This is a genomic window from Candidatus Pelagibacter sp. PS_06, from assembly GCF_059418045.1.
This window is the reverse complement of record NZ_CM182078.1, coordinates 1,123,823-1,142,534: the sequence shown is the minus strand read 5'-3', so window position 1 is coordinate 1,142,534 and position 18,712 is coordinate 1,123,823. Positions and strand designations below refer to the sequence as shown.

21 protein-coding genes are annotated in these 18,712 nt (G+C 27.8%); 9 read left to right on the top strand and 12 right to left on the bottom strand.

Annotated features, from left to right (window positions below):
- The first annotated feature begins 24 nt into the window (after positions 1–24).
- The 7 genes from AC5SLZ_RS05900 (at position 25) to AC5SLZ_RS05870 (ending at position 6,453) form a co-directional block, all read left to right on the top strand.
- Positions 25–843, top strand: coding sequence for a TIGR01459 family HAD-type hydrolase (locus AC5SLZ_RS05900; protein WP_494615368.1), 819 nt, complete (start codon positions 25–27; stop codon positions 841–843).
- Positions 837–1,757, top strand: coding sequence for a bifunctional riboflavin kinase/FAD synthetase (locus AC5SLZ_RS05895; RefSeq protein WP_494615367.1), 921 nt, complete (start codon positions 837–839; stop codon positions 1,755–1,757). The genes AC5SLZ_RS05900 and AC5SLZ_RS05895 overlap by 7 nt, the downstream gene beginning before the upstream one ends.
- On the top strand, positions 1,757–4,489 hold the full coding sequence (gene ileS / locus AC5SLZ_RS05890) for an isoleucine--tRNA ligase (RefSeq protein WP_494615366.1): 2,733 nt from the start codon (positions 1,757–1,759) through the stop codon (positions 4,487–4,489). Before AC5SLZ_RS05895 ends, ileS begins: the two co-directional genes overlap by 1 nt.
- The gene (lspA, locus tag AC5SLZ_RS05885; RefSeq protein WP_494615365.1) at positions 4,486–4,998 is read left to right on the top strand and encodes a signal peptidase II; all 513 of its coding nucleotides are present in this window, start codon (positions 4,486–4,488) and stop codon (positions 4,996–4,998) included. The genes ileS and lspA overlap by 4 nt, the downstream gene beginning before the upstream one ends.
- A complete protein-coding gene (locus tag AC5SLZ_RS05880; protein ID WP_494615363.1) occupies positions 4,982–5,302 on the top strand; it encodes a DUF3035 domain-containing protein in 321 nt (106 codons plus the stop codon). Before lspA ends, AC5SLZ_RS05880 begins: the two co-directional genes overlap by 17 nt.
- On the top strand, positions 5,302–5,580 hold the full coding sequence (locus AC5SLZ_RS05875; protein ID WP_494615361.1) for a hypothetical protein: 279 nt from the start codon (positions 5,302–5,304) through the stop codon (positions 5,578–5,580). The genes AC5SLZ_RS05880 and AC5SLZ_RS05875 overlap by 1 nt, the downstream gene beginning before the upstream one ends.
- Positions 5,581–5,727: 147 nt before the next feature.
- Positions 5,728–6,453 carry a phosphoglucose isomerase-related protein gene (locus AC5SLZ_RS05870; protein WP_494615360.1) on the top strand — a complete coding sequence of 242 codons (726 nt, stop codon included), beginning with the start codon at positions 5,728–5,730 and terminating at the stop codon, positions 6,451–6,453.
- Here the strand turns inward: AC5SLZ_RS05870 and rsmD are convergent.
- Both rsmD and purD read right to left on the bottom strand, forming a co-directional pair.
- Positions 6,450–7,013, bottom strand: a complete 564-nt coding sequence (gene rsmD / locus AC5SLZ_RS05865) for a 16S rRNA (guanine(966)-N(2))-methyltransferase RsmD (RefSeq protein WP_494615359.1) — start codon at positions 7,011–7,013, stop codon at positions 6,450–6,452. The two genes, AC5SLZ_RS05870 and rsmD, sit on opposite strands and share 4 nt — an antisense overlap.
- The gene (gene purD, locus AC5SLZ_RS05860; protein ID WP_494615357.1) at positions 7,010–8,275 is read right to left on the bottom strand and encodes a phosphoribosylamine--glycine ligase; all 1,266 of its coding nucleotides are present in this window, start codon (positions 8,273–8,275) and stop codon (positions 7,010–7,012) included. Before purD ends, rsmD begins: the two co-directional genes overlap by 4 nt.
- Before the next feature lie 23 nt (positions 8,276–8,298).
- On the opposite strand from purD, the gene AC5SLZ_RS05855 reads away from it, so the two are divergent.
- Complete coding sequence (locus AC5SLZ_RS05855; RefSeq protein WP_028036452.1) at positions 8,299–8,493, top strand: DUF2093 domain-containing protein; 195 nt, start codon at positions 8,299–8,301, stop codon at positions 8,491–8,493.
- On the opposite strand, the gene AC5SLZ_RS05850 is transcribed toward AC5SLZ_RS05855, so the two are convergent.
- Genes AC5SLZ_RS05850 through ubiA form a run of 5 tightly spaced genes read right to left on the bottom strand, consistent with a single transcriptional unit; the run spans position 8,490 to position 14,117 of the window.
- Positions 8,490–9,350, bottom strand: a complete 861-nt coding sequence (locus tag AC5SLZ_RS05850; protein WP_494615355.1) for a lysophospholipid acyltransferase family protein — start codon at positions 9,348–9,350, stop codon at positions 8,490–8,492. The two genes, AC5SLZ_RS05855 and AC5SLZ_RS05850, sit on opposite strands and share 4 nt — an antisense overlap.
- On the bottom strand, positions 9,347–10,270 hold the full coding sequence (gene lpxK, locus AC5SLZ_RS05845) for a tetraacyldisaccharide 4'-kinase (protein WP_494615354.1): 924 nt from the start codon (positions 10,268–10,270) through the stop codon (positions 9,347–9,349). Before lpxK ends, AC5SLZ_RS05850 begins: the two co-directional genes overlap by 4 nt.
- Entirely contained in the window at positions 10,267–11,505 is a 1,239-nt protein-coding gene (locus AC5SLZ_RS05840) for a 3-deoxy-D-manno-octulosonic acid transferase (protein WP_494615353.1), read from the bottom strand. The genes lpxK and AC5SLZ_RS05840 overlap by 4 nt, the downstream gene beginning before the upstream one ends.
- On the bottom strand, positions 11,505–13,247 hold the full coding sequence (locus AC5SLZ_RS05835) for an ABC transporter ATP-binding protein (protein ID WP_494615351.1): 1,743 nt from the start codon (positions 13,245–13,247) through the stop codon (positions 11,505–11,507). Before AC5SLZ_RS05835 ends, AC5SLZ_RS05840 begins: the two co-directional genes overlap by 1 nt.
- Positions 13,248–13,250: 3 nt before the next feature.
- Positions 13,251–14,117 (bottom strand): 4-hydroxybenzoate octaprenyltransferase, encoded by an 867-nt coding sequence (gene ubiA, locus AC5SLZ_RS05830; RefSeq protein ID WP_494615350.1) that lies wholly within the window; start codon positions 14,115–14,117, stop codon positions 13,251–13,253.
- Between the two features lie 103 nt (positions 14,118–14,220).
- Between ubiA and AC5SLZ_RS05825 the strand changes: the two genes are divergently transcribed.
- Positions 14,221–14,571: a DUF2721 domain-containing protein gene (locus tag AC5SLZ_RS05825; protein WP_494615349.1), complete on the top strand. Its 351-nt coding sequence runs from the start codon at positions 14,221–14,223 to the stop codon at positions 14,569–14,571.
- On the opposite strand, the gene AC5SLZ_RS05820 is transcribed toward AC5SLZ_RS05825, so the two are convergent.
- The 5 genes from AC5SLZ_RS05820 to AC5SLZ_RS05800 form a co-directional block, all read right to left on the bottom strand.
- Positions 14,568–15,539, bottom strand: a complete 972-nt coding sequence (locus AC5SLZ_RS05820; RefSeq protein ID WP_494615348.1) for a quinone oxidoreductase family protein — start codon at positions 15,537–15,539, stop codon at positions 14,568–14,570. The two genes, AC5SLZ_RS05825 and AC5SLZ_RS05820, sit on opposite strands and share 4 nt — an antisense overlap.
- Positions 15,540–15,542: 3 nt before the next feature.
- Positions 15,543–16,379: a pirin family protein gene (locus AC5SLZ_RS05815; RefSeq protein WP_494615347.1), complete on the bottom strand. Its 837-nt coding sequence runs from the start codon at positions 16,377–16,379 to the stop codon at positions 15,543–15,545.
- 21 nt (positions 16,380–16,400) lie between these two features.
- On the bottom strand, positions 16,401–17,927 hold the full coding sequence (locus AC5SLZ_RS05810; RefSeq protein ID WP_494615345.1) for a glutamate synthase-related protein: 1,527 nt from the start codon (positions 17,925–17,927) through the stop codon (positions 16,401–16,403).
- A 95-nt stretch (positions 17,928–18,022) separates the two neighbouring features.
- Positions 18,023–18,424 carry a DoxX family protein gene (locus AC5SLZ_RS05805; protein WP_494615344.1) on the bottom strand — a complete coding sequence of 134 codons (402 nt, stop codon included), beginning with the start codon at positions 18,422–18,424 and terminating at the stop codon, positions 18,023–18,025.
- The gene (locus AC5SLZ_RS05800) at positions 18,424–18,660 is read right to left on the bottom strand and encodes a CDGSH iron-sulfur domain-containing protein (RefSeq protein WP_494615343.1); all 237 of its coding nucleotides are present in this window, start codon (positions 18,658–18,660) and stop codon (positions 18,424–18,426) included. Before AC5SLZ_RS05800 ends, AC5SLZ_RS05805 begins: the two co-directional genes overlap by 1 nt.
- Positions 18,661–18,712: the final 52 nt, after the last annotated feature.

The following is an 18,712-nucleotide window of genomic DNA, read 5'->3' as shown; positions in this document are numbered from 1 at the left end:
ATTTTATGGTTTATACCTTAAAATATGACTAAAAATTTAGATAATGAGGGTTTAAAATCAATTGCACAAAATTATGATCTTTTTTATATAGATCTATGGGGAGTAATGCATAATGGCATCAAGCTCCATGAAGGCGCAATTTTTACTCTCAAAAAGTTATTGGAAATAAATAAAAATTTTGTTTTATTAACCAATGCACCAAGACCCATTCAGCCTGTGAAAGAATTTTTAGAAAAAATGGGGATGGAAGAAAAGTTTAGAGATAAAGTTTTTACTTCAGGTGAGGCTGCGCTTAATTATTTAAAAAAATTTTACTCTTCAAAAAATTTTTATCACATAGGTCCACCAAGAGATTTTGATTTATTTAATGATTTTAAAGATAATAAGTCCAATGATATTGACAAAAGCCAATACCTTTTGTGCACTGGTTTGTTGGATGATTATGATCAGGATTTAAATTATTATAAAAATTTATTAGAAAATCATATTGATAAAAAAATGATTTGTACAAATCCAGATTTGATAGTTGATAAAGGAAACAAAAGAGAATTATGTGCAGGATCAGTTGCTATGGTATTTGAAAAAATGGGAGGAGAGGTTGTATATTTTGGTAAACCTTATCCAGAAGTTTATAATCAATCAATAGATAATAAAAATAGAAAAGCTTTATCAATTGGAGATAACCTTAACACTGATATTAAGGGAGCAAATCTTTTAAATTATGACTCTTTATTAATTACTAATGGAGTGCATAAAAATGAAATAAGAAATAATGGAATAGAAAAAGTATCAAAACAATATGAATCAATTGTAAACTTTACTCAGTCAGATTTAAAATGGTAAGATTATATAATAATTTTGAAATTGCTAAAAATCACAAAGGGTCAATAATTTTAATTGGAAACTTTGATGGAGTTCATTTAGGCCATCAAAAATTATTTAAATTAGCTAAATCTTATAAAAAAAAATATGACTCAAAAATTGGTGTAATCAATTTTGACCCAATGCCAAAGATGTTTTTTAACAAATCTTTAAACAATTTTAGATTGTCTAGTAATAATCAAAAACACAATTTATTAAATAATCTTGGAGTTGATTTTATTGTAACTAAAAAATTTGATAAAACTTTTTCAAAGATAAAATCAATCAATTTTATAAAAAATATTTTATCAAAAAGATTAAAGGCAAGATTTATATTTGTTAGTAATAATTTTAGATTTGGTAATAAAAGAGAAGGAGATGTGAAATTTTTGGTTCAACATCAAGAAAAGTACAATTACCAAGTTATTAAACCAAAACCTCTTCTGATTGAAAAAAAGATAGTTTCATCTTCTTTAATTAGAAGTTTTTTGGAAAAAGGTTTTTTGGAAAGAGCCAATAAATTATTAAGTAGAAAATGGTCTATTGATGGGATGGTTCAAAAGGGCAGACAAGTTGGAAAAAAAATAGGTTTTCCAACATGCAACATAGATATTAAAGATTATGTGCTAGCAAAACCAGGCGTGTATGCAGTAAGGGTTCTTCGTAAAAATAATTTAAATATACTAAAAGGGATAGCAAATCTTGGTTATAGACCAACATTTAATCAAAAAAAAATCTTACTTGAGGTTCATTTGTTTAATTTTTCTGGAAATCTTTACAATAAGCAATTATCAGTTGATTTTTTAAAATTTATAAGAAAAGAGAAAAAATTTAAGAATATTAATAAGTTAAAATCTCAAATTAAATTGGATTTGAAAATAGCAAAGAGAGCATAATGAGTAATTCACAAATTAATCTTCCTAAGACAACTTTTTCTATGAAGGCTAATTTACCAGTAAGAGAGCCAGAAATATTAGAATATTGGAAAAAAATTAATTTATATCAAGAGCTTAGACAATCTAGCAAAGGTAAAGAAAAATTTGTCTTACATGACGGCCCTCCTTATGCGAATGGAAACATTCATATGGGTACCGCTCTAAATAAAATTCTTAAAGACATTATAGTTAAATTCCATCAAATGGATGGTAAAGATTCGATATATGTTCCAGGATGGGATTGCCATGGTTTACCAATTGAGTGGAAAATAGAAGAGCAATACAAAAAGAATAAAAAAAATAAAAATGAAGTTCCAGTAGTTGAGTTTAGAAAGGAATGTAGATCGTTTGCAGAAAAATGGATTGAGGTTCACAAAGGACAATTTAAACGACTAGGTGTTATAGGCGATTGGGAAAATTATTATTCTACAATGAGTTTTGATGCAGAAGCTCAAATTGTAAGAGAATTAGGAAAATTTTTAAAAGAAGGTAGTCTATACAGAGGGTTCAAACCAGTTTTGTGGTCTACAGTTGAAAAAACTGCATTGGCTGATGCAGAAGTTGAATATCAAGATCACAAATCAGATACGATCTACACATCTTTTCCCATAAAATCTTCTAATTTAAAAGAACTTGAGGGAAGTGAGATTATCATTTGGACTACAACTCCATGGACTATACCAGCAAATAAAGCTTTAGCTTATAACGAAGCGCTTGATTATTTATTGATACAACTAAATGATGAGGGTGATTTCAAAAATCGAAAGATAGTAGTAGCGGAAGCCTTGTTAGAGTCTGTTATAAAAGAATGTTTAATTAAAGATTATAACGAGATTATAAAATTTAAAGGTAAAGATTTAAAAGGTACGATCTGTGACCACCCATTTTTTGATTTAGGATATAAGTTTGATATTCCAATGTTGGAGGCAAGATTTGTAACAACAGAACAAGGAACGGGTATTGTGCATTGTGCACCAAGTCATGGACCTGACGATTTTAATTTATGTTTAAACCATGGAATTAAAGCTATTGAAACAGTTGATGGTGACGGAAAATATACTAAGAACGTTCATTTATTTGAAGGAAATCATATCTTTAAAGCTAATCCGATTATTATTGAGAAACTAAAAGAACAAAAAAAATTATTAGCAAATGGTGAGCTGATACATTCCTATCCTCATTCTTGGAGATCTAAGGCTCCATTGGTACACAGAGCAACACCACAATGGTTTATATCAATGGAAAGTCATAAACTGAGAGAAACAGCCTTAAAAGCTTTAGATAAAACTACTTTTTATCCTAGCAAAGGAAAAGAAAGATTAAGATCTATGATTGAAACTAGACCCGACTGGTGTGTTTCAAGACAGAGAGTTTGGGGAGTTCCTCTTCCAATTTTTGTTAACAAAAAAACTAAAGAGATATTAGTCGATGATGAAGTGAATGAAAATATAGCAAACATATACGAAAAAGAAGGTTCTGATTGCTGGTTTTCAGATAACCCACAAAGATTTTTAGGTGACAAATATAAGTCAGAAGATTATGAAAAGTTAAGTGATATTGTTGAAGTATGGTTTGATAGTGGATCTACTCATTCGTTTGTTTTAGAAAAAAGAGAAGATTTAAAATGGCCAGCATCGATGTACCTTGAAGGGTCAGATCAACACAGAGGATGGTTTCACTCATCGCTACTAGAGTCTTGTGGAACAAGAGGGAAAGCACCGTTTGAGTCAATTCTATCACATGGTTTTGTTGTAGATGGAAAAGGATTAAAAATGTCTAAATCTCTTGGAAATGTGATTGCTCCTGAAGATATTCTAAAAAAATATGGTGCTGATATTCTAAGAATTTGGGTAGCTTCATCAAATTATGCAGAGGATTTAAGAATTGATCATTCAATTTTAGACCAACATGCCGACTCTTACAGAAAAATTAGAAATACTTTTAGATATTTACTTGGAAATCTTAATGATAATTTTGAAGAAATAAATTTAGAGAAATTAAATTTATCTGAACTGCCTGAATTAGAACAATTTATGCTTCATAAAATTTATTCTTTAAATGAAAATTTTAAAAATTATTTTAACAACTATGATTTTCACAATCTATACAAAGAGCTACTAAACTTTTGTACTGTAGATTTGTCGGCATTTTATTTTGATATTCGTAAAGACACTTTATATTGTGATTCTAAAGACACTAAGAAAAGAAAATCTACAATTATTTTGCTAAATATTATTCTAAACTCATTATTGAAGTGGTTTGCTCCAATTCTGTCATTTACTACAGAAGAAATATACAGATTAATATTGAATGATAATAAAAGCATTCATTTAACAAAATTTATAGAATTTCCAAAAACTTTAAATAATGAAAATTTAAATCAAAAATGGTTAGAGCTTATTAAAATCAGAAATGTTTGTAATATCAGTATTGAAGAAAAAAGAGCAAGTAAAGAAATTGGATCAAGTTTAGAGGCAAGCTTAAAAATTAATTTAGATAAAAAACTAAACGACATTTCAAAAGATGTAGATTTTTCAGAACTTTGCATCACTTCAAGTGCAGAAGTTTTTTATTTAGAAAAATCCGAAATAAAAGTTCAAACTACGAAAGCCGAAGGTTCAAAATGTCAAGTATGCTGGAAAGTTACCAAGAATGCTTGTTCAAGAAAAACTTGTCCGAAACACTCTGAATGATATTTAAATTTTTAAGCAAAAAATTTTATATTAGTTTTTCAATAGTATCTTTAATATATTTTTTAGATAGGCTATCAAAAATATACGTTATTCAATTAGATAAGAATAATCTTGGATCAGAAATCTTTAATTCTACTTATTTAAACATTGTATTAATTTGGAATAAAGGAATTGCGTTTGGATTGCTCTCATTCAATGAATCACATTTATATAATATCTTAAGCTTAATAATTTCAATAATAGTTGTGATATTAGTTATAATGTCACTAAAAAGTCAGGGTTTTAAAAGATATTCGTTGCTGATGATAGTTGGAGGAGCACTAGGTAATTTGCATGACAGAATTTTTTTTAATGCTGTACCTGATTTTATAGATTTCCATGTAGGAAATTTTCATTGGTTTATTTTTAATGTATCAGATATATTTATTACATTAGGTGTAATTGGCATGATTATTTTAGAACTAGTAGAAAACAAAACTGAAAAAAAAAATAATGATAAAAAATATTAAGTTTTTAATTTTAATAATTTTAGGTACAATTATCCTTTCAAATTGTGGTTTAATGCAGCAGGCATTTGACCCACAGAATAAAAATACATCTGAAGAATTTTTAATTGAAAAAAAATCCCCTCTTTCTATGCCTCCAAGCTTTGAAGAATTACCAGTTCCATCAAACGAAAAAATAGATCAAGAAAGTCAAATTAATAATATTGAGTCATTAATTACTGAAAATAATAATAATGAAAAATTAGAAACTACTGACACAGATAAAAATTTTGAACAGTCAATACTTGATCAAATTAAAAATAATTAATGCTCACTGAAAATATAAGTTTTAAAAACTTTTTAACTAAAAAAAAAATATTAATCACAAAGAAAAACTTAAACTTAATTTTAAATGAAAAAAATCAATTAATTCGTTCACTTTCAAAATCTTACAAAGATAGCTTCAGTAAAAAAAATACAAAACATTTTAATAAAAAATTTGACTATAGAATCATAGGAATGGGAGGATCTACCCTTGGAGCTCAAGCAATTTATGATTTTTTAAAAAAAAAATTAAAAAAAAATTCACGTTTGTTGATAATTTAAATGCTTTTGAAAATAAAAAATTAAAAAAAAATTTTAATAATTTAATTATATCAAAATCAGGAAATACAACTGAAACTATTGTAAATGCAAATATTTTAATCAAAAAGAAAGATATAAATTTATTTATAACAGAAAAAAAAAAGCTATTTGAGTTTACTTGCACAAAAATTAAAAGCAGAAGTTGTTGATCATAATAATTATATAGGAGGAAGGTATTCTGTTTTGTCAGAGGTTGGTATGTTGCCTGCAGAATTAATGGGGCTAAATTATAAAGACTTTAGACAATTAAATGATTTAGTAAAAAATAAAATTTTTATGAAGCAACTGATTTCGAATGTAGAAGCTACAATTTATTTTTTAAAATCTAAAAAATTTAACTCGATTGTTATTAATTATGATGAGCAATCAACTAATTTATTTAATTGGTATCAACAATTAGTAGCTGAAAGCCTTGGTAAAGAGAAAAAAGGTATACTTCCTATTATTTCCGTAATGCCAAAAGATAATCATAGTGTGATGCAATTATATCTGGATGGTTTTAAGAATAATTTTTTTACATTTTTCTATTCACACGAAAATAATTCTCTTAAAACTAATAATAAGTCAGTTTTACCAGAGCAAATGTATTTAAAAAATAAGGATATTAATCAAATTATGTATGCTCAAAAAAAGGCTACAGAAATTGTTTTTAAAAAGAAAAATATTCCTTTTAGAAGTTTTGAAGTTAGAAAAAGAGATGAAAAAACACTAGGAGAGCTTTTTTGCTTTTTTATACTTGAAACAATATTAATTGGTAAAGCCCTAAAGATTAATCCATTTGATCAACCAGCTGTAGAGCTTATAAAAAAAGAAACTAAGAAAATTCTGTTCTAAAAGTAAGATCCAAATATAATCTTTGAAATTCCATATTTTTTTTCATCAATCAATTGAAAATTTTTTGGAAATTCATCAATTTCCTTTTTATGTCTATGAATAATAATTACACCATTATCTTTAAGTATTTTATTTTCAATTATTGTATTAAGAATATTTTTTAAAGCCTTTTCTTTGTAGGGTGGATCTAAAAAAATTATATCATATCTCAATTTTAAACTTTTAAACTCAAAGTTATTTAGAATATCATTTTCAATAATTTGATAATTAATTTCTGATTTTAAATTATTAATATTTTTTTTGAGAATGGGCAAAACACCATCATATTTTTCTATAAATGTCACATGATCCGCTCCTTGAGAAAGACATTCAATACCAAAAGAACCTACTCCAGAAAATAGGTCTAAAACGTATGCTTTTTTTATTTCAATTGAAAACTTGTTTGAATGATTAATTATGTTGAATATAGATTCTTTTGTAAGATCTTTTAAAGGCCTAGTTTCTTTATCTTTGGGTTCAAGAAGTTTTTTTCCCTTGAATCTTCCACCTATGACTCTCATTTATCAATAACTTTAAAACCAATATCTTCTCTATAAAATCCACCATCCCAATCTAATTTTTTTATACATTGATGTACGTTATCCCTAGCTTGTAAAAAATCATCAGAGAGAGAAATAAAATTTAGTACACGTCCACCAATAGCATATATTTTTTCTTTTTCTTTTTTAGTTCCAGCATGAAATATAAAATTATTTTCATCTAGATTGAATTTTTCAAGATTATTTATTAAGATATTTTTTTGATAGGTGTCTGGATATCCTTTTGAGCATAAAACAACACATAAACTTTTTTTATCAGTCCACTCAATATTTATATCTGCAAGTTTTTTATTACAACAAGCCTCAAGTATTTCTACTAAATTAGTTTTTAGTTTAGGAAGAATAGTTTGACATTCAGGATCACCCATTCGAACATTATATTCGATTAGATAAGGTTCATTATCAACAATCATTAAACCAGCATATAAAAAGCCTTTATATTCAGTCCCAAGTTTTGAGAGCCCTTTAATTGTAGGTTTAATAATTTTACTTAAAATTTTATCTTCCAAATCATTACTTATCAGTCGGGAAGGTGAGTAGGCACCCATCCCACCTGTATTTTTACCATTATCTCCCTCAAGAACTCTTTTATGATCTTGCGCAGTCTCAAAGCTTTTAATAGTTGCCCCATCACTAATTATAAAATAGCTCATCTCTTCACCTTTTAGAAATTCTTCTATAAGAACATTTTTAGCTTCTCCAAATTTTCCATCAAATATTTCCTCGACAGCCATTAAACTTTCTTGTTCGTTATTACAAATATAAACTCCTTTACCTGCGGCTAGATTGTCTGCTTTAATTACATTAGGATATTTTGTATTTTCTAAAAATTTTTTTGCATCAACTCTATTTTCAAAAATACCAAAGTTAGCAGTTGGTATATTATATTCTTGACAGAGTTTTTTAGTAAAAATTTTAGAACCCTCCAGTTGAGAAGCAATTCTGTTAGGGCCAAATACTTTTATGTCAAATTTTTCTAAATAGTCTACAATTCCATTTACCAAAGGTTGTTCAGGACCAACGACAACTAAATCTATAGAATTCTCTTTAATGAATTTATGCAATTTATCAAATTCATTAATATCTATCTCAACGTTAGTTGCAATTTTTGAAGTTCCTGCATTCCCGGGAATACAAACAATTTCATTTATAACTGAAGACTTAGATATTGTTGCTGCTATTGCGTGTTCTCTGCCACCGCTACCTATAATTGCAATTTTCATATTAATATTTATATATCTTATTAATGAAAAATAAATTAGCTAAATTAAAATATATGCCTAATAATTTTCAAATTATTGAAGAAGGTGACCATGTAATTTGTGCTATCTCTAAAAAATTAATACCTTTAGAAAATTTAAATTATTGGAATGTTGACAAACAAGAGGCTTATTTTTCTTACGTTGAGTCTTCTATTAAAAGAGAAAAAGACAATAATTAACTTTTCCATCGATCATGTGTCCAAATCCACTGATCAACATTTTTTAAAATCATTTTTTCGAGTACATGATTTAGAAATTCAGTAATTTCTAAGACTGATTTTGTTTTACTCACTTTAATTGGTTTTGAGATATAAATTTTAAAATAGTTTGATTTTTTTCTCTCAATATAAATAGGTACCAACTCACAATTATATTTTCTTACTAATTGAGCAGGTATAGTTGTAGTTGTTGCCAAATTGTTAAAAAATTTAACTTTTTCTCCCTCTCTAACCCTTTGATCTATCATTAAAGCTATCGATTTACCTTCAGTCAAATTTTTAATTATTTCACGGCTACCAGCTCGACCTTTTTTTATCTGATTTTTACAAATATTTTCTTTCCTAATTTGTTCCATCGTTTTATTCAAAAAAATATTATTTAAGGGTCTGTAGATAGCAGCAAGGTCAATTCCTGCTTTTTCAATTTCCATTGCCATTAGTTCAAAATTATTAAAATGACCTGAAATAAATACTGCTTTTTTATTATTTTTTTTTAAATTTTCTAAATGTTCTAAACCATCTATCGACACATATTTTTTTAATTCATCATTTCTAAATTTTTTTAAATAAACGTATTCAGCAAAAATCCTTCCATAATTACCGAGTACATTAGAGGCTATTTGAGATGGATTATCAGAGTGTTTGATATTTGCTTTTTTTATATTTTGAATGATTATTTTCTTTGATTTAAATATTGGGCCTATTGTTCTTCCAATAAAAAAACCTAAATCTGATGAAAGCCGATATCCTATTAGTTGAAATAATAGGAATAAAATTTTGATTAAAATGAACTCTAAAAAATAAGCTATTTTCTTCATAATTTTGATATTAGAATTTTTTTTAATTTTTCTTTATCTTTGATTTCTAGCTTAATTTTTAAAAATTTAATATTTTTTCTTTGAGTTTTATTTAATCGAAAAAAATCTTTTTCTGTCGTTACTAACGTTAAATTGTCTCTGCTAGCATTAGATTTTAATTTTTTTAGATCAATATTTGAAAATTTATGGTGATCAGCAAAAATTATTTTTTTACTAATATTAAATTTATATTTAACTAAAGTTTGTTCAAACTCATGTGGATTTCCAATACCACAAAACATTAAATATTTTTTTCTTAAATCAAATTTTTTCAAATTTAATGGCTTATATTTTCCTTCAAATATTTGTAAATTTTTATTAATAGATTTTAATTTTGATAAAAGTTTTTTATTTTTTTTTTCTCCATTTAAGAAGATTAAATCATAATCTTTTATTATATTTAAGTTTTCTCTCAAGGGTCCCGCTGGAAGCACATATCCATTTCCAAATGCATATTTTGAATTAAAACATGCAATCTTTAAATCATAATTGATATTTTTTTGTTGCAAACCATCATCTAGTATTGCTACCTGATATTTTTTCTTAGAAGCAGTAAAAAGCGCATCTTCTCTATTACTCGCTGATATAATTTTACCTTTATTATTTAATAAATTAATTTCATCTATCTGATTTTTATAATTTTTTTTTATAAATACTGTCCTAAATTTTTTTCTTAGCAGATCATTTATTTCTATTGCCAAGGATGTTTTTCCTGTTCCACCAATAAATATATTACCAATACATATTGATTTAATTTCAAAGTTATTTTTTATAGAAAATTTTTTTGCAAAATTAATTAAAAATGTGATTGCTGATAAAGGGTAAAGAATGAATGAAATAAAATTTTTTGATTCCCAAAATTTAGGTTTTATTAACTTCATATTAAATATTTATTTATATAAAATAAATTTTTTTCAAGAACATCATTACCTATTTTAATAATTTTTTTTATGTTTTTATTTGGTGTTTTGTTTTTTAATCTTTTTAATATTAAATTTTCCATTTTTAAAATATCAGAAGAAAATGATGACATTTTAAGATTATTTAAAAAAGCATATATTTCTTTAAAGTTTTTAATATTAGGCCCACTAACAATGTAATTTCCTAGCCTTGCAGGCTCCAGAGGATTTTGGCCACCATGTTTTATGATTGACCCACCTACAAAGGATACATTTGTTAGATTGTAAAATCTAGAAGATTCACCATAACTATCAACTAAATATATATCAGTATCTTTTTGAATTTTTTGATTTGAAGAATGTGAAATGCAATTAAGACTGAGTTTATTTAAAGCCTCTTTAATTTCACTAGTTCTACTAATATGTCTTGGGATTATTATTGTAATTAATTTTCTTTCTTTCTTTTTAAGTTTCTTGTGTAAGTTTCCAATTAATACTTCCTCATTGTAATGAGTGCTAGCAGCACACCAAACTTTAAAGTTTTTAAATTTATTTTTTAATAATTTTGTTGAATGAGCATGATTATCCTTTTGACCATAATATTTCAAATTACCTGCTATCCTAATATCTTTAACTTTAAATAATTTTAAATATTTTAAGGTTTCTAAGTTTTGGGGTAACGCTAAAGATATTTTTCCAAATACTTGTTTAGCAAAGTTTGGAAAAATCTGCCATCTATTAAAACTACGTTGTGTAATTCTAGCATTCATAATTATGATAGGAATATTTTTTATACGTAAATTGTTAAACATATTTGGCCATATTTCTGAGTCTATAAAAATTGCCAGTTCAGGTTGCCAATAATTAATAAATCTTTTTACTATATAATTGTTGTCTAATGGAAAATATACATGGGATGTTTTTTTTAACTTAAGTTTATTAAAAATTTTAGCCGAACTAGTAGTTGATGTTGATAGCAAAATATTTTTTATTTTTTTATTTTTTTCTAATTTCCTTATAATTGGGATAATACTCATTAGCTCACCAACACTTGCCGCATGTATCCAAACCTTTTTATTATTTTTTTTTTGAGAATAAATACTAAATTTTTCCCCAACTCTTTTTAAATCTTCTTTGCCTTTTAATATTCGGTAAATAATAATTATAGGTGATATGATGATAGCTAAGTTTGTAAGTATGTTGTAAAAAAAATACATTAATACTCTTTAATTTGTCGTTCATAAAAATTTTTGTAAACTTTAGATTTTAATAAAAGACTTTCATGATTTCCTGAGTCAATAATTTTACCACTATCTACAACATATATTTTATCAGAATTAAGAATTGTTGATAACCTGTGAGCAATTACAATTGTAGTTTTGTCTAAAGTTAATTGACTCAGCGCTTTTTGAATCTTTTCTTCAGTTTCAGAATCCAAAGATGATGTCGCCTCATCTAATAATATTATTTTACTTTTTTTCAGAAAAGCTCTTGATATTGATAGTCTTTGTTTTTCTCCACCAGATAACTTTACTCCATTCTCTCCAATCATAGTTTGATATCCATTCTCTAAATTGTTAATGAATTCACTGCACATTGATTGTTCTGCTGCTTTATACACCTCTTCATCGGTTGCTTCCGGTCTAGCGTATTTAATGTTATTTAAAACTGTATCGTCGAATAATGTAGTATTTTGATCAACAATTGATATTTGGCCTCTTAAGGACGCTAAATTAAATTTTGATATATCTTGATCGTCTAAATGAATCGTCCCATCAGTTGGAGCATAAATTCTTGGTATCATGTTTAATAATGTTGATTTACCTGATCCACTATGACCAACCAATGCTGTCATTTTGCCACCAGTAAAATTTACATTAACATTTTGAAGGACTTTGTTCTCTGGATTGGATTTATACGTGAAGTCAACATTTTCAAAAATTATACTTCCCTCTGAAATATTCAATTTATCCTTATCTTCATTTAAATTAATTTCATTTCTAATATCTATAATTGGAAGAATTCTATTAGCAGCTGCCAACCCTTGTTCAATTGCAACATTAACTTTAGTAAGTGTCTTTACAGGTTGATAAGCTAGCATCATTGCAGCAAGAAATGAAAAAAAGTTATTTATAGCTAACTCACCACTAATAATTAATTTTCCAGAATAAAATATCAAAATAGCAATCATTACACCTGTTAATATTTCCATTACAGGTGTAGACCTAATGTAAACAGCTGAAATTTTTGCTGACTTTTCCTTTAAATCATTAACAAATTTTTCAGACCTCATATTTTCAAAATTTTCTCTTTGAAAAATTTTTAAAATTTTATGATTTTTGAAAAGATCAATTAAATATCTATTTAAATCCCCTGATTTTTCTTGTGCTTGAGTTGAGATTTTGCTCATTCTTTTCCCTACAACTTTTGCAGTGATTGAAGCAAGTGGAATCATGATAATTGCTATTAATGACAATTTCCAGTTTTGGATAAACATAACACAAAGCAAACCTATTAATGTAAGACCATCTTTGAAAATACTTAAAAATGCATCTGCCAACATTTTAGTTATTTGATTAACGTCAAAATTTAAATTTGAGATATATTTACCTGAATGATTACTTTCGATAATTTCAGTGTCTGCTTTAATGAAAGATTTTAGCATATCTGTTTGTAAATTTTTTTTAACCTCTTCTGAAACATTAATCATAAGAAGTTTTGCCATATACAGAGAAATACCTTTTGCAGCAAAAGCAAAAATAATCGCAAGTGGAATAAGAATAATCAAAGTTTGATCTTTGTTAATGAATATTTTTTCTATTGCTGGATCTAACAGCCAGGCAGTTGAAGAAGTACTTATGGCAACAATAATTGAAAATAACGAAGCTAATAAGATTTTACCAATAAATTTTTTTGTATACTCTTGATAGAGTCTTTTAAAAATTTTTGCTTTCATCATTTTCTATATTAATTTTCCAATGAGAATATTGACAAAAACTATCAGTCCTAAAAAATTATTACTTTTGAATTTAGACAAACAATCAATCGATTGATTGATATTTAGTTTTTTAACCTGAAATACTAGTAACTGTAAAATAGGGATAATCATAAATAAGAAATAATAGATTTTAAATTTCATTAATATTCCCACTAAAAATAAAGATGTGATGAACAAGCAGTATGAAATAAACAAAAATTTTTTTGGATCATTTTTAAACTTTATAGAAGTTGATTTTACACCTATTATTTCATCGTCTTTAATATCTTGAAATCCATAAATAGTGTCGTAGCCTAGTGTCCAAAATATGGCTCCTAGATAAAATATGATTGGTATTATTGAAAAATCATTTGCAATTGAAATCCAAGCCAAAATTAACCCATAATTAAATGTAATCCCTAAAAATAATTGAGGCCAATAAGTAATTCTTTTCATTAAGGGGTATGTAAAAGCTAAAGGCATTGAGGCTAGACCCATTAAAATTGTAAAATTATTAAAATTAATTAATACTAAAAAAGCAATAGCACACAAAAATAGTGCGTAAGTGGACGCAAGTTTTGTAGACACTTTTCCTGAAGCGATTGGTCTATTTTTTGTTCTCTCAACTTTTTTATCAAAATTTTTGTCTGCTATGTCATTCACTATACACCCAGCTGATCGCATCAAAATTGAGCCAGAAAGAAAAAGTGCAGAATAAAAAAAATATAAATTTAAATCTGAATTAAAATCATAAACAATTGTTAGTCCCCATAAGCATGGCCAAAACAACAACATAAAGCCAATTGGTCTTTTTAATCTTGTAAGTTCAATAAATAACTTTATTTGGTTCATAATTTACTTGTAAATAACAAAGGCTAGATTCATAATCAAACTGATTCGTATGAACATAGATTACACAGTCACAGCCCTTATGTTTCCGGCCATTCCCTTGCTAATGAGCATCTATAGTAATAGATTTCATTCTCTTAGTAAGCTTATCAGAGAACTTCATGATGAACACGTTTATGAAAATCATGTGCCTCATGAATGGAAAAAACAATTCATAAATCTAAGTGGACGAATTACACTATTGAGATGGACAATTATGTTTGCTGCTTTCGGTTTTTTGTTTAATATGATGACAGTGCTTGGTCTTTATTTAAATGAAATATTTATTGCTAGATTAATTTTTGGTTCTTGTTGTTTGTCTATGATTATTTCTATTTTATTTTTTATTAGAGAAATTCATATCTCAACTAATGCACTTAAGCTGCATATGGCTGATATGGATGTTAAGCTTGATTAAGGAAGTATAACTGCAGGGCCTAAAATTTTTCTACCTTCCAAATCTTTATGAGCCTCAACAACCTGATCTAATTTATATTTTTTAAAAATATTAATTTTTACTTTTTCAGAAATGATTTTTTCAAACATGATTTTTGATGCTTCAGAAAGCTCTTCTTTAGTAGATAAGTATTGTTGCATTGCAGGTCTTACAAGATACAGGCCTTTTGGCTGAAGCATTTTAGGGACGTTTATATCTGATAATGGTCCTGATGCATTTCCAAATGAAACCATCATTCCTCTTATCGCTAGACATTCAATTGATCCATCTAAAGTGTCCTTACCAACACCATCGTAAACTACTGGAACACCTTTGCCATCTGTAATCTCTAAAACTTTTTTAGCAAAGTTTTCTTTATTATAATTGATTACATGATCATAGCCATTTTCTTTTGCTATTTTTATTTTTTCATCTGACCCAACAGTACCTATAACTGTACAACCTAAACTTTTAGCCCATTGACCAAATATTTGACCAACTCCTCCAGCTGCCGCATGATAAAGAATTGTTTGTCCTGATTTAACAGGAAATGTTTTATGCAATAAATAAAACGTAGTTAAACCTTTTGTCATTAAAGTTGCTGCCACTTCAAGATCAATACCCTCTGGTACTTTTACAAGATTTTTTGTTGTGTAATTTCTATGTGAAGAATAAGAGCCCAATGGAATACCAGCGTAAGAAATTTTATCTCCAACTTTAAAGTCTTTTACGTTTCCACCAACATCAGTAATGACACCAGCACCTTCTAAACCTATACCACTTGGCATTTTTAGAGGATATAGACCTGATCTGTGGTAAGTATCTATATAATTAAGTCCAATAGCTTTTTGCTCAATTGTTACTTCGTTAGGCTCTGGTCTATCTAAAGTAATATTTTTAAGCACTAAAACTTCAGGACCACCATTTTTTTTTATTTCTACAGCTTTCATAATTTATTTTACAAATGTATCATTATGATAATCTTGAACTGCTTGCAAGATTTCAGCTTTAGTATTCATTACAAAAGGTCCACCTCTCGCAATTTCCTCGTTAATTGGCTTTCCAGAAATCAGTAAAAATTTTGCATCCGATTTAGATTTTACAGTTAAATCTTCACCTCTAGTTAATAATACTAAAGTACTATCTTTAACATTGTCATGTTTGTTTTTGCCAATTTCAATTTCACCATTAATTAAATAAATAAAACTATTATGAGTAGTTGGTAATTTAAAATTGAACTCTTTATCTTTATTTAACTCAACATCAAAATAAACTGGCTCAACGTTATGACCTTTGACAGGGCCTTCAGCATTTTCAAATTTACCAGCTATGACTTTTATAGTTTTGTCGTCATCTTTATAAACACTCATTTTATTTGCATCGATATAAATATACTCAGGCTTACTCATCTTTAGTTTAGCAGGCATATTTACCCATAATTGAAAACCATGAAGCTTTCCTTCTTTCATTGCAGGCATTTCGGAATGAATTATTCCACTTCCTGTTTTCATCCACTGAACATCTCCTGCAGTCATTCTACCTTCGCCGCCTGTGCTATCTTTATGTTCAAAATCACCAGCCAACATATAGGTAACGGTTTCAATTCCTCGATGAGGGTGGGGTGGAAAACCTGCGATGTAATCTTCACTATTTTCAGATCCAAATTCATCTAGCATTAAGAATGGATCAAAGTAATTTGGCTCAACACCAATACTTCTTTTTAATTTTACTCCAGCCCCATCAGATGCTGAAATAGGGTCAATAATTTTTTTTACTTCAATATTATTCATCTCTTTCCTCTATTTATTGTTTTACTTATTATTTATAACTCCACCAAATGACACACCAGATAGCTCGCTTATTTCCTTTTTCCACGTTGTTAAGTCATTTATAGAAAGTTTATTAAGATGATCATGTCCGCACGCTCTTGCTAATATCTTCATTAGATCTACAGATGCATTAAAAAATCTAGTTAATCTTGCAGAAGATTCATCAATATTTAATTTTTTTCTAAGTTCTGGTTTTTGAGTGGCAATACCAGCGGGGCAATTATTTGTATTACACATTCTAGCACCAACACATCCTATTGCTTGCATAGCTGAGTTGGAGATTGCAATACCGTCTGCTCCAAGAGCAAGTGCTTTTACAAAATCTGCAGAAGTTCTTAATCCACCTGTTACAATTAATGATACATGGTCATAACCTTTTTTATCTAAATAATTTCTAGCTCTTGCTAAGGCTGGAATCGTAGGAATAGAAATATTATTTCTAAAAATTAAAGGAGCAGCCCCAGTTCCACCACCACGCCCATCAAGAATAATATAATCAGCACTAGCACTTACTGCAAATTCAATGTCATCTTCTATATGCTGAGCAGATAATTTAAATCCTATTGGAATACCACCAGTTAACTCTCTAACTCTGTTTGAGAATTTTAAAAAATCATCAACAGTTGTTAGATCTTTGAAAGTAGAAGGGGAGATAGCATCCTCACCTTCTGGAATTTGTCTTACCTCAGATATTTTACCTTTAACTTTGTTCCCTGGTAAATGTCCACCTGTTCCAGTTTTTGCAGCTTGACCACCTTTAAAATGAAATGCTTGAATATTTTTTAACTTATCTTCTGAATAACCAAATTTAGCTGAGGCAAGCTCATAAAAATACTTTGAATTATTATTTTGCTCTTCTAAAAGCATTCCACCTTCTCCCGAACAAATTCCTGTACCAGCTCCCTCTGCACCTTTTGCTAAAGCAATTTTTGCCTCTTCTGATAGTGCACCAAAACTCATATCAGATACAAAAATTGGAATATTTAACGTTAGAGGTTTTTTTGAGTTTTTACCTATAATTATATCTGTTCCAACTTTATCTTTATCTAGAAGAGGTTTTTTTGCTAGTTGAGCAGTAAGTATTTGAATATCTTCCCACTTTGGTAAGTCTTTCGAGGGAACACCCATTGCTCCCATTTCTCCATGATGACCAAGTTTTGTTAAGCCATTTTTTGCAAGTTCATGGATGTATGCAAGATGTGGCTCTTCTTCTGTACTCTTTATTTCATTAGTACTTGAAATTTCTTCTGATTTATTAATTTGATTAGAGGTAAAATTTTTATGCGTACCGTCACAATAAGGTTTGGTGTTACTATGTTTACACATACAAAGATAAGCACCACCGGTTTCTTCAGCTTTAAAACTTATAGGTTCAAATGAGGTACCAGCATGAGACCAATCACAAAATGGTTGGTTTTTAGATTTTCCACAAGTACAAAACATGTATTCTTCATTTTGTACTAACTCTACTTTTTTAGGCTTGTTATCTGCTATAGTTGGCTTGTCCATTAATAACCTTACTCTAATAAATTAAATCTTAAAATAATATGTAATTTTTTATAAGTGTCTTAATTTAAAGCATCAAGACACATATATTTAGTTAATTAACGATTATTTAGTTTTTTATCTAGACTGAAATCTTTTGTTTCATTAACAACTAAGAATAAAAAACCCCCAGCAAGAGCAATATTTTTCATAAAAGATATAAACTGCATTTGATCAGAAAAATTATTATGAAAAATAACTGCTGTAGAAATGCAAAATATACTTAATAAAGCTGCTGAAACTTTTACTTTATATCCAATCATAATTAATATTGGCGCACCTATCTCAAGTATGATTGCTGGTATTAAAAAAATGCCAGGCACACCTAAAGACTCCATCCAACCAACTGATCCTTCATAGTTTCCAATTTTGTTAATTCCACTTAACAAAAAAATTAGAGAGATAAATATTCTACCAGTTAGATCTAAGATATTGTTCATATTTTTACTTGCTTTAATCATTACTTACTGTGTGAACCATCACAAAGTGGTTGGTTGTTAGTTTGTTTACAAGCACAAAAAAATACTTTTTTTGCTTCTTCAGCTTTGTATACAACTGGAGTAAATTCTGAACCTTTATGAGATCCATCACAAAATGGTTGCTTTGAACTCTTCCCACAACTACACCAGTAATAAGATTTATCTTTCTCAACCTCTAATGCGATTGGTCCATCTCCTGCTCTTTGTCCTTTAGTCATATTTACCCTTTCAATTAATTGACTTCTATTTAGTACTTTGTTATCAATCACA

Bases quoted from the DNA above. Each gene is read 5' to 3' on its own strand.
- AC5SLZ_RS05900 (WP_494615368.1), top strand. From the start codon at position 25: ATGACTAAAAATTTAGATAATGAGGGTTTAAAATCAATTGCACAAAAT.
- purD (WP_494615357.1), bottom strand. From the start codon at position 8,275: ATGAAAATTGCAATTATAGGTAGCGGTGGCAGAGAACACGCAATAGCA.
- AC5SLZ_RS05855 (WP_028036452.1), top strand. From the start codon at position 8,299: ATGAAAAATAAATTAGCTAAATTAAAATATATGCCTAATAATTTTCAA.
- rsmD (WP_494615359.1), bottom strand. From the start codon at position 7,013: ATGAGAGTCATAGGTGGAAGATTCAAGGGAAAAAAACTTCTTGAACCC.
- AC5SLZ_RS05800 (WP_494615343.1), bottom strand. From the start codon at position 18,660: ATGACTAAAGGACAAAGAGCAGGAGATGGACCAATCGCATTAGAGGTT.
- AC5SLZ_RS05895 (WP_494615367.1), top strand. From the start codon at position 837: ATGGTAAGATTATATAATAATTTTGAAATTGCTAAAAATCACAAAGGG.
- AC5SLZ_RS05875 (WP_494615361.1), top strand. From the start codon at position 5,302: ATGCTCACTGAAAATATAAGTTTTAAAAACTTTTTAACTAAAAAAAAA.
- ubiA (WP_494615350.1), bottom strand. From the start codon at position 14,117: ATGAACCAAATAAAGTTATTTATTGAACTTACAAGATTAAAAAGACCA.
- AC5SLZ_RS05805 (WP_494615344.1), bottom strand. From the start codon at position 18,424: ATGATTAAAGCAAGTAAAAATATGAACAATATCTTAGATCTAACTGGT.
- AC5SLZ_RS05810 (WP_494615345.1), bottom strand. From the start codon at position 17,927: ATGGACAAGCCAACTATAGCAGATAACAAGCCTAAAAAAGTAGAGTTA.
- ileS (WP_494615366.1), top strand. From the start codon at position 1,757: ATGAGTAATTCACAAATTAATCTTCCTAAGACAACTTTTTCTATGAAG.
- lspA (WP_494615365.1), top strand. From the start codon at position 4,486: ATGATATTTAAATTTTTAAGCAAAAAATTTTATATTAGTTTTTCAATA.
- AC5SLZ_RS05850 (WP_494615355.1), bottom strand. From the start codon at position 9,350: ATGAAGAAAATAGCTTATTTTTTAGAGTTCATTTTAATCAAAATTTTA.
- lpxK (WP_494615354.1), bottom strand. From the start codon at position 10,270: ATGAAGTTAATAAAACCTAAATTTTGGGAATCAAAAAATTTTATTTCA.
- AC5SLZ_RS05835 (WP_494615351.1), bottom strand. From the start codon at position 13,247: ATGATGAAAGCAAAAATTTTTAAAAGACTCTATCAAGAGTATACAAAA.
- AC5SLZ_RS05820 (WP_494615348.1), bottom strand. From the start codon at position 15,539: ATGAAAGCTGTAGAAATAAAAAAAAATGGTGGTCCTGAAGTTTTAGTG.
- AC5SLZ_RS05825 (WP_494615349.1), top strand. From the start codon at position 14,221: ATGAGCATCTATAGTAATAGATTTCATTCTCTTAGTAAGCTTATCAGA.
- AC5SLZ_RS05840 (WP_494615353.1), bottom strand. From the start codon at position 11,505: ATGTATTTTTTTTACAACATACTTACAAACTTAGCTATCATCATATCA.
- AC5SLZ_RS05815 (WP_494615347.1), bottom strand. From the start codon at position 16,379: ATGAATAATATTGAAGTAAAAAAAATTATTGACCCTATTTCAGCATCT.
- AC5SLZ_RS05880 (WP_494615363.1), top strand. From the start codon at position 4,982: ATGATAAAAAATATTAAGTTTTTAATTTTAATAATTTTAGGTACAATT.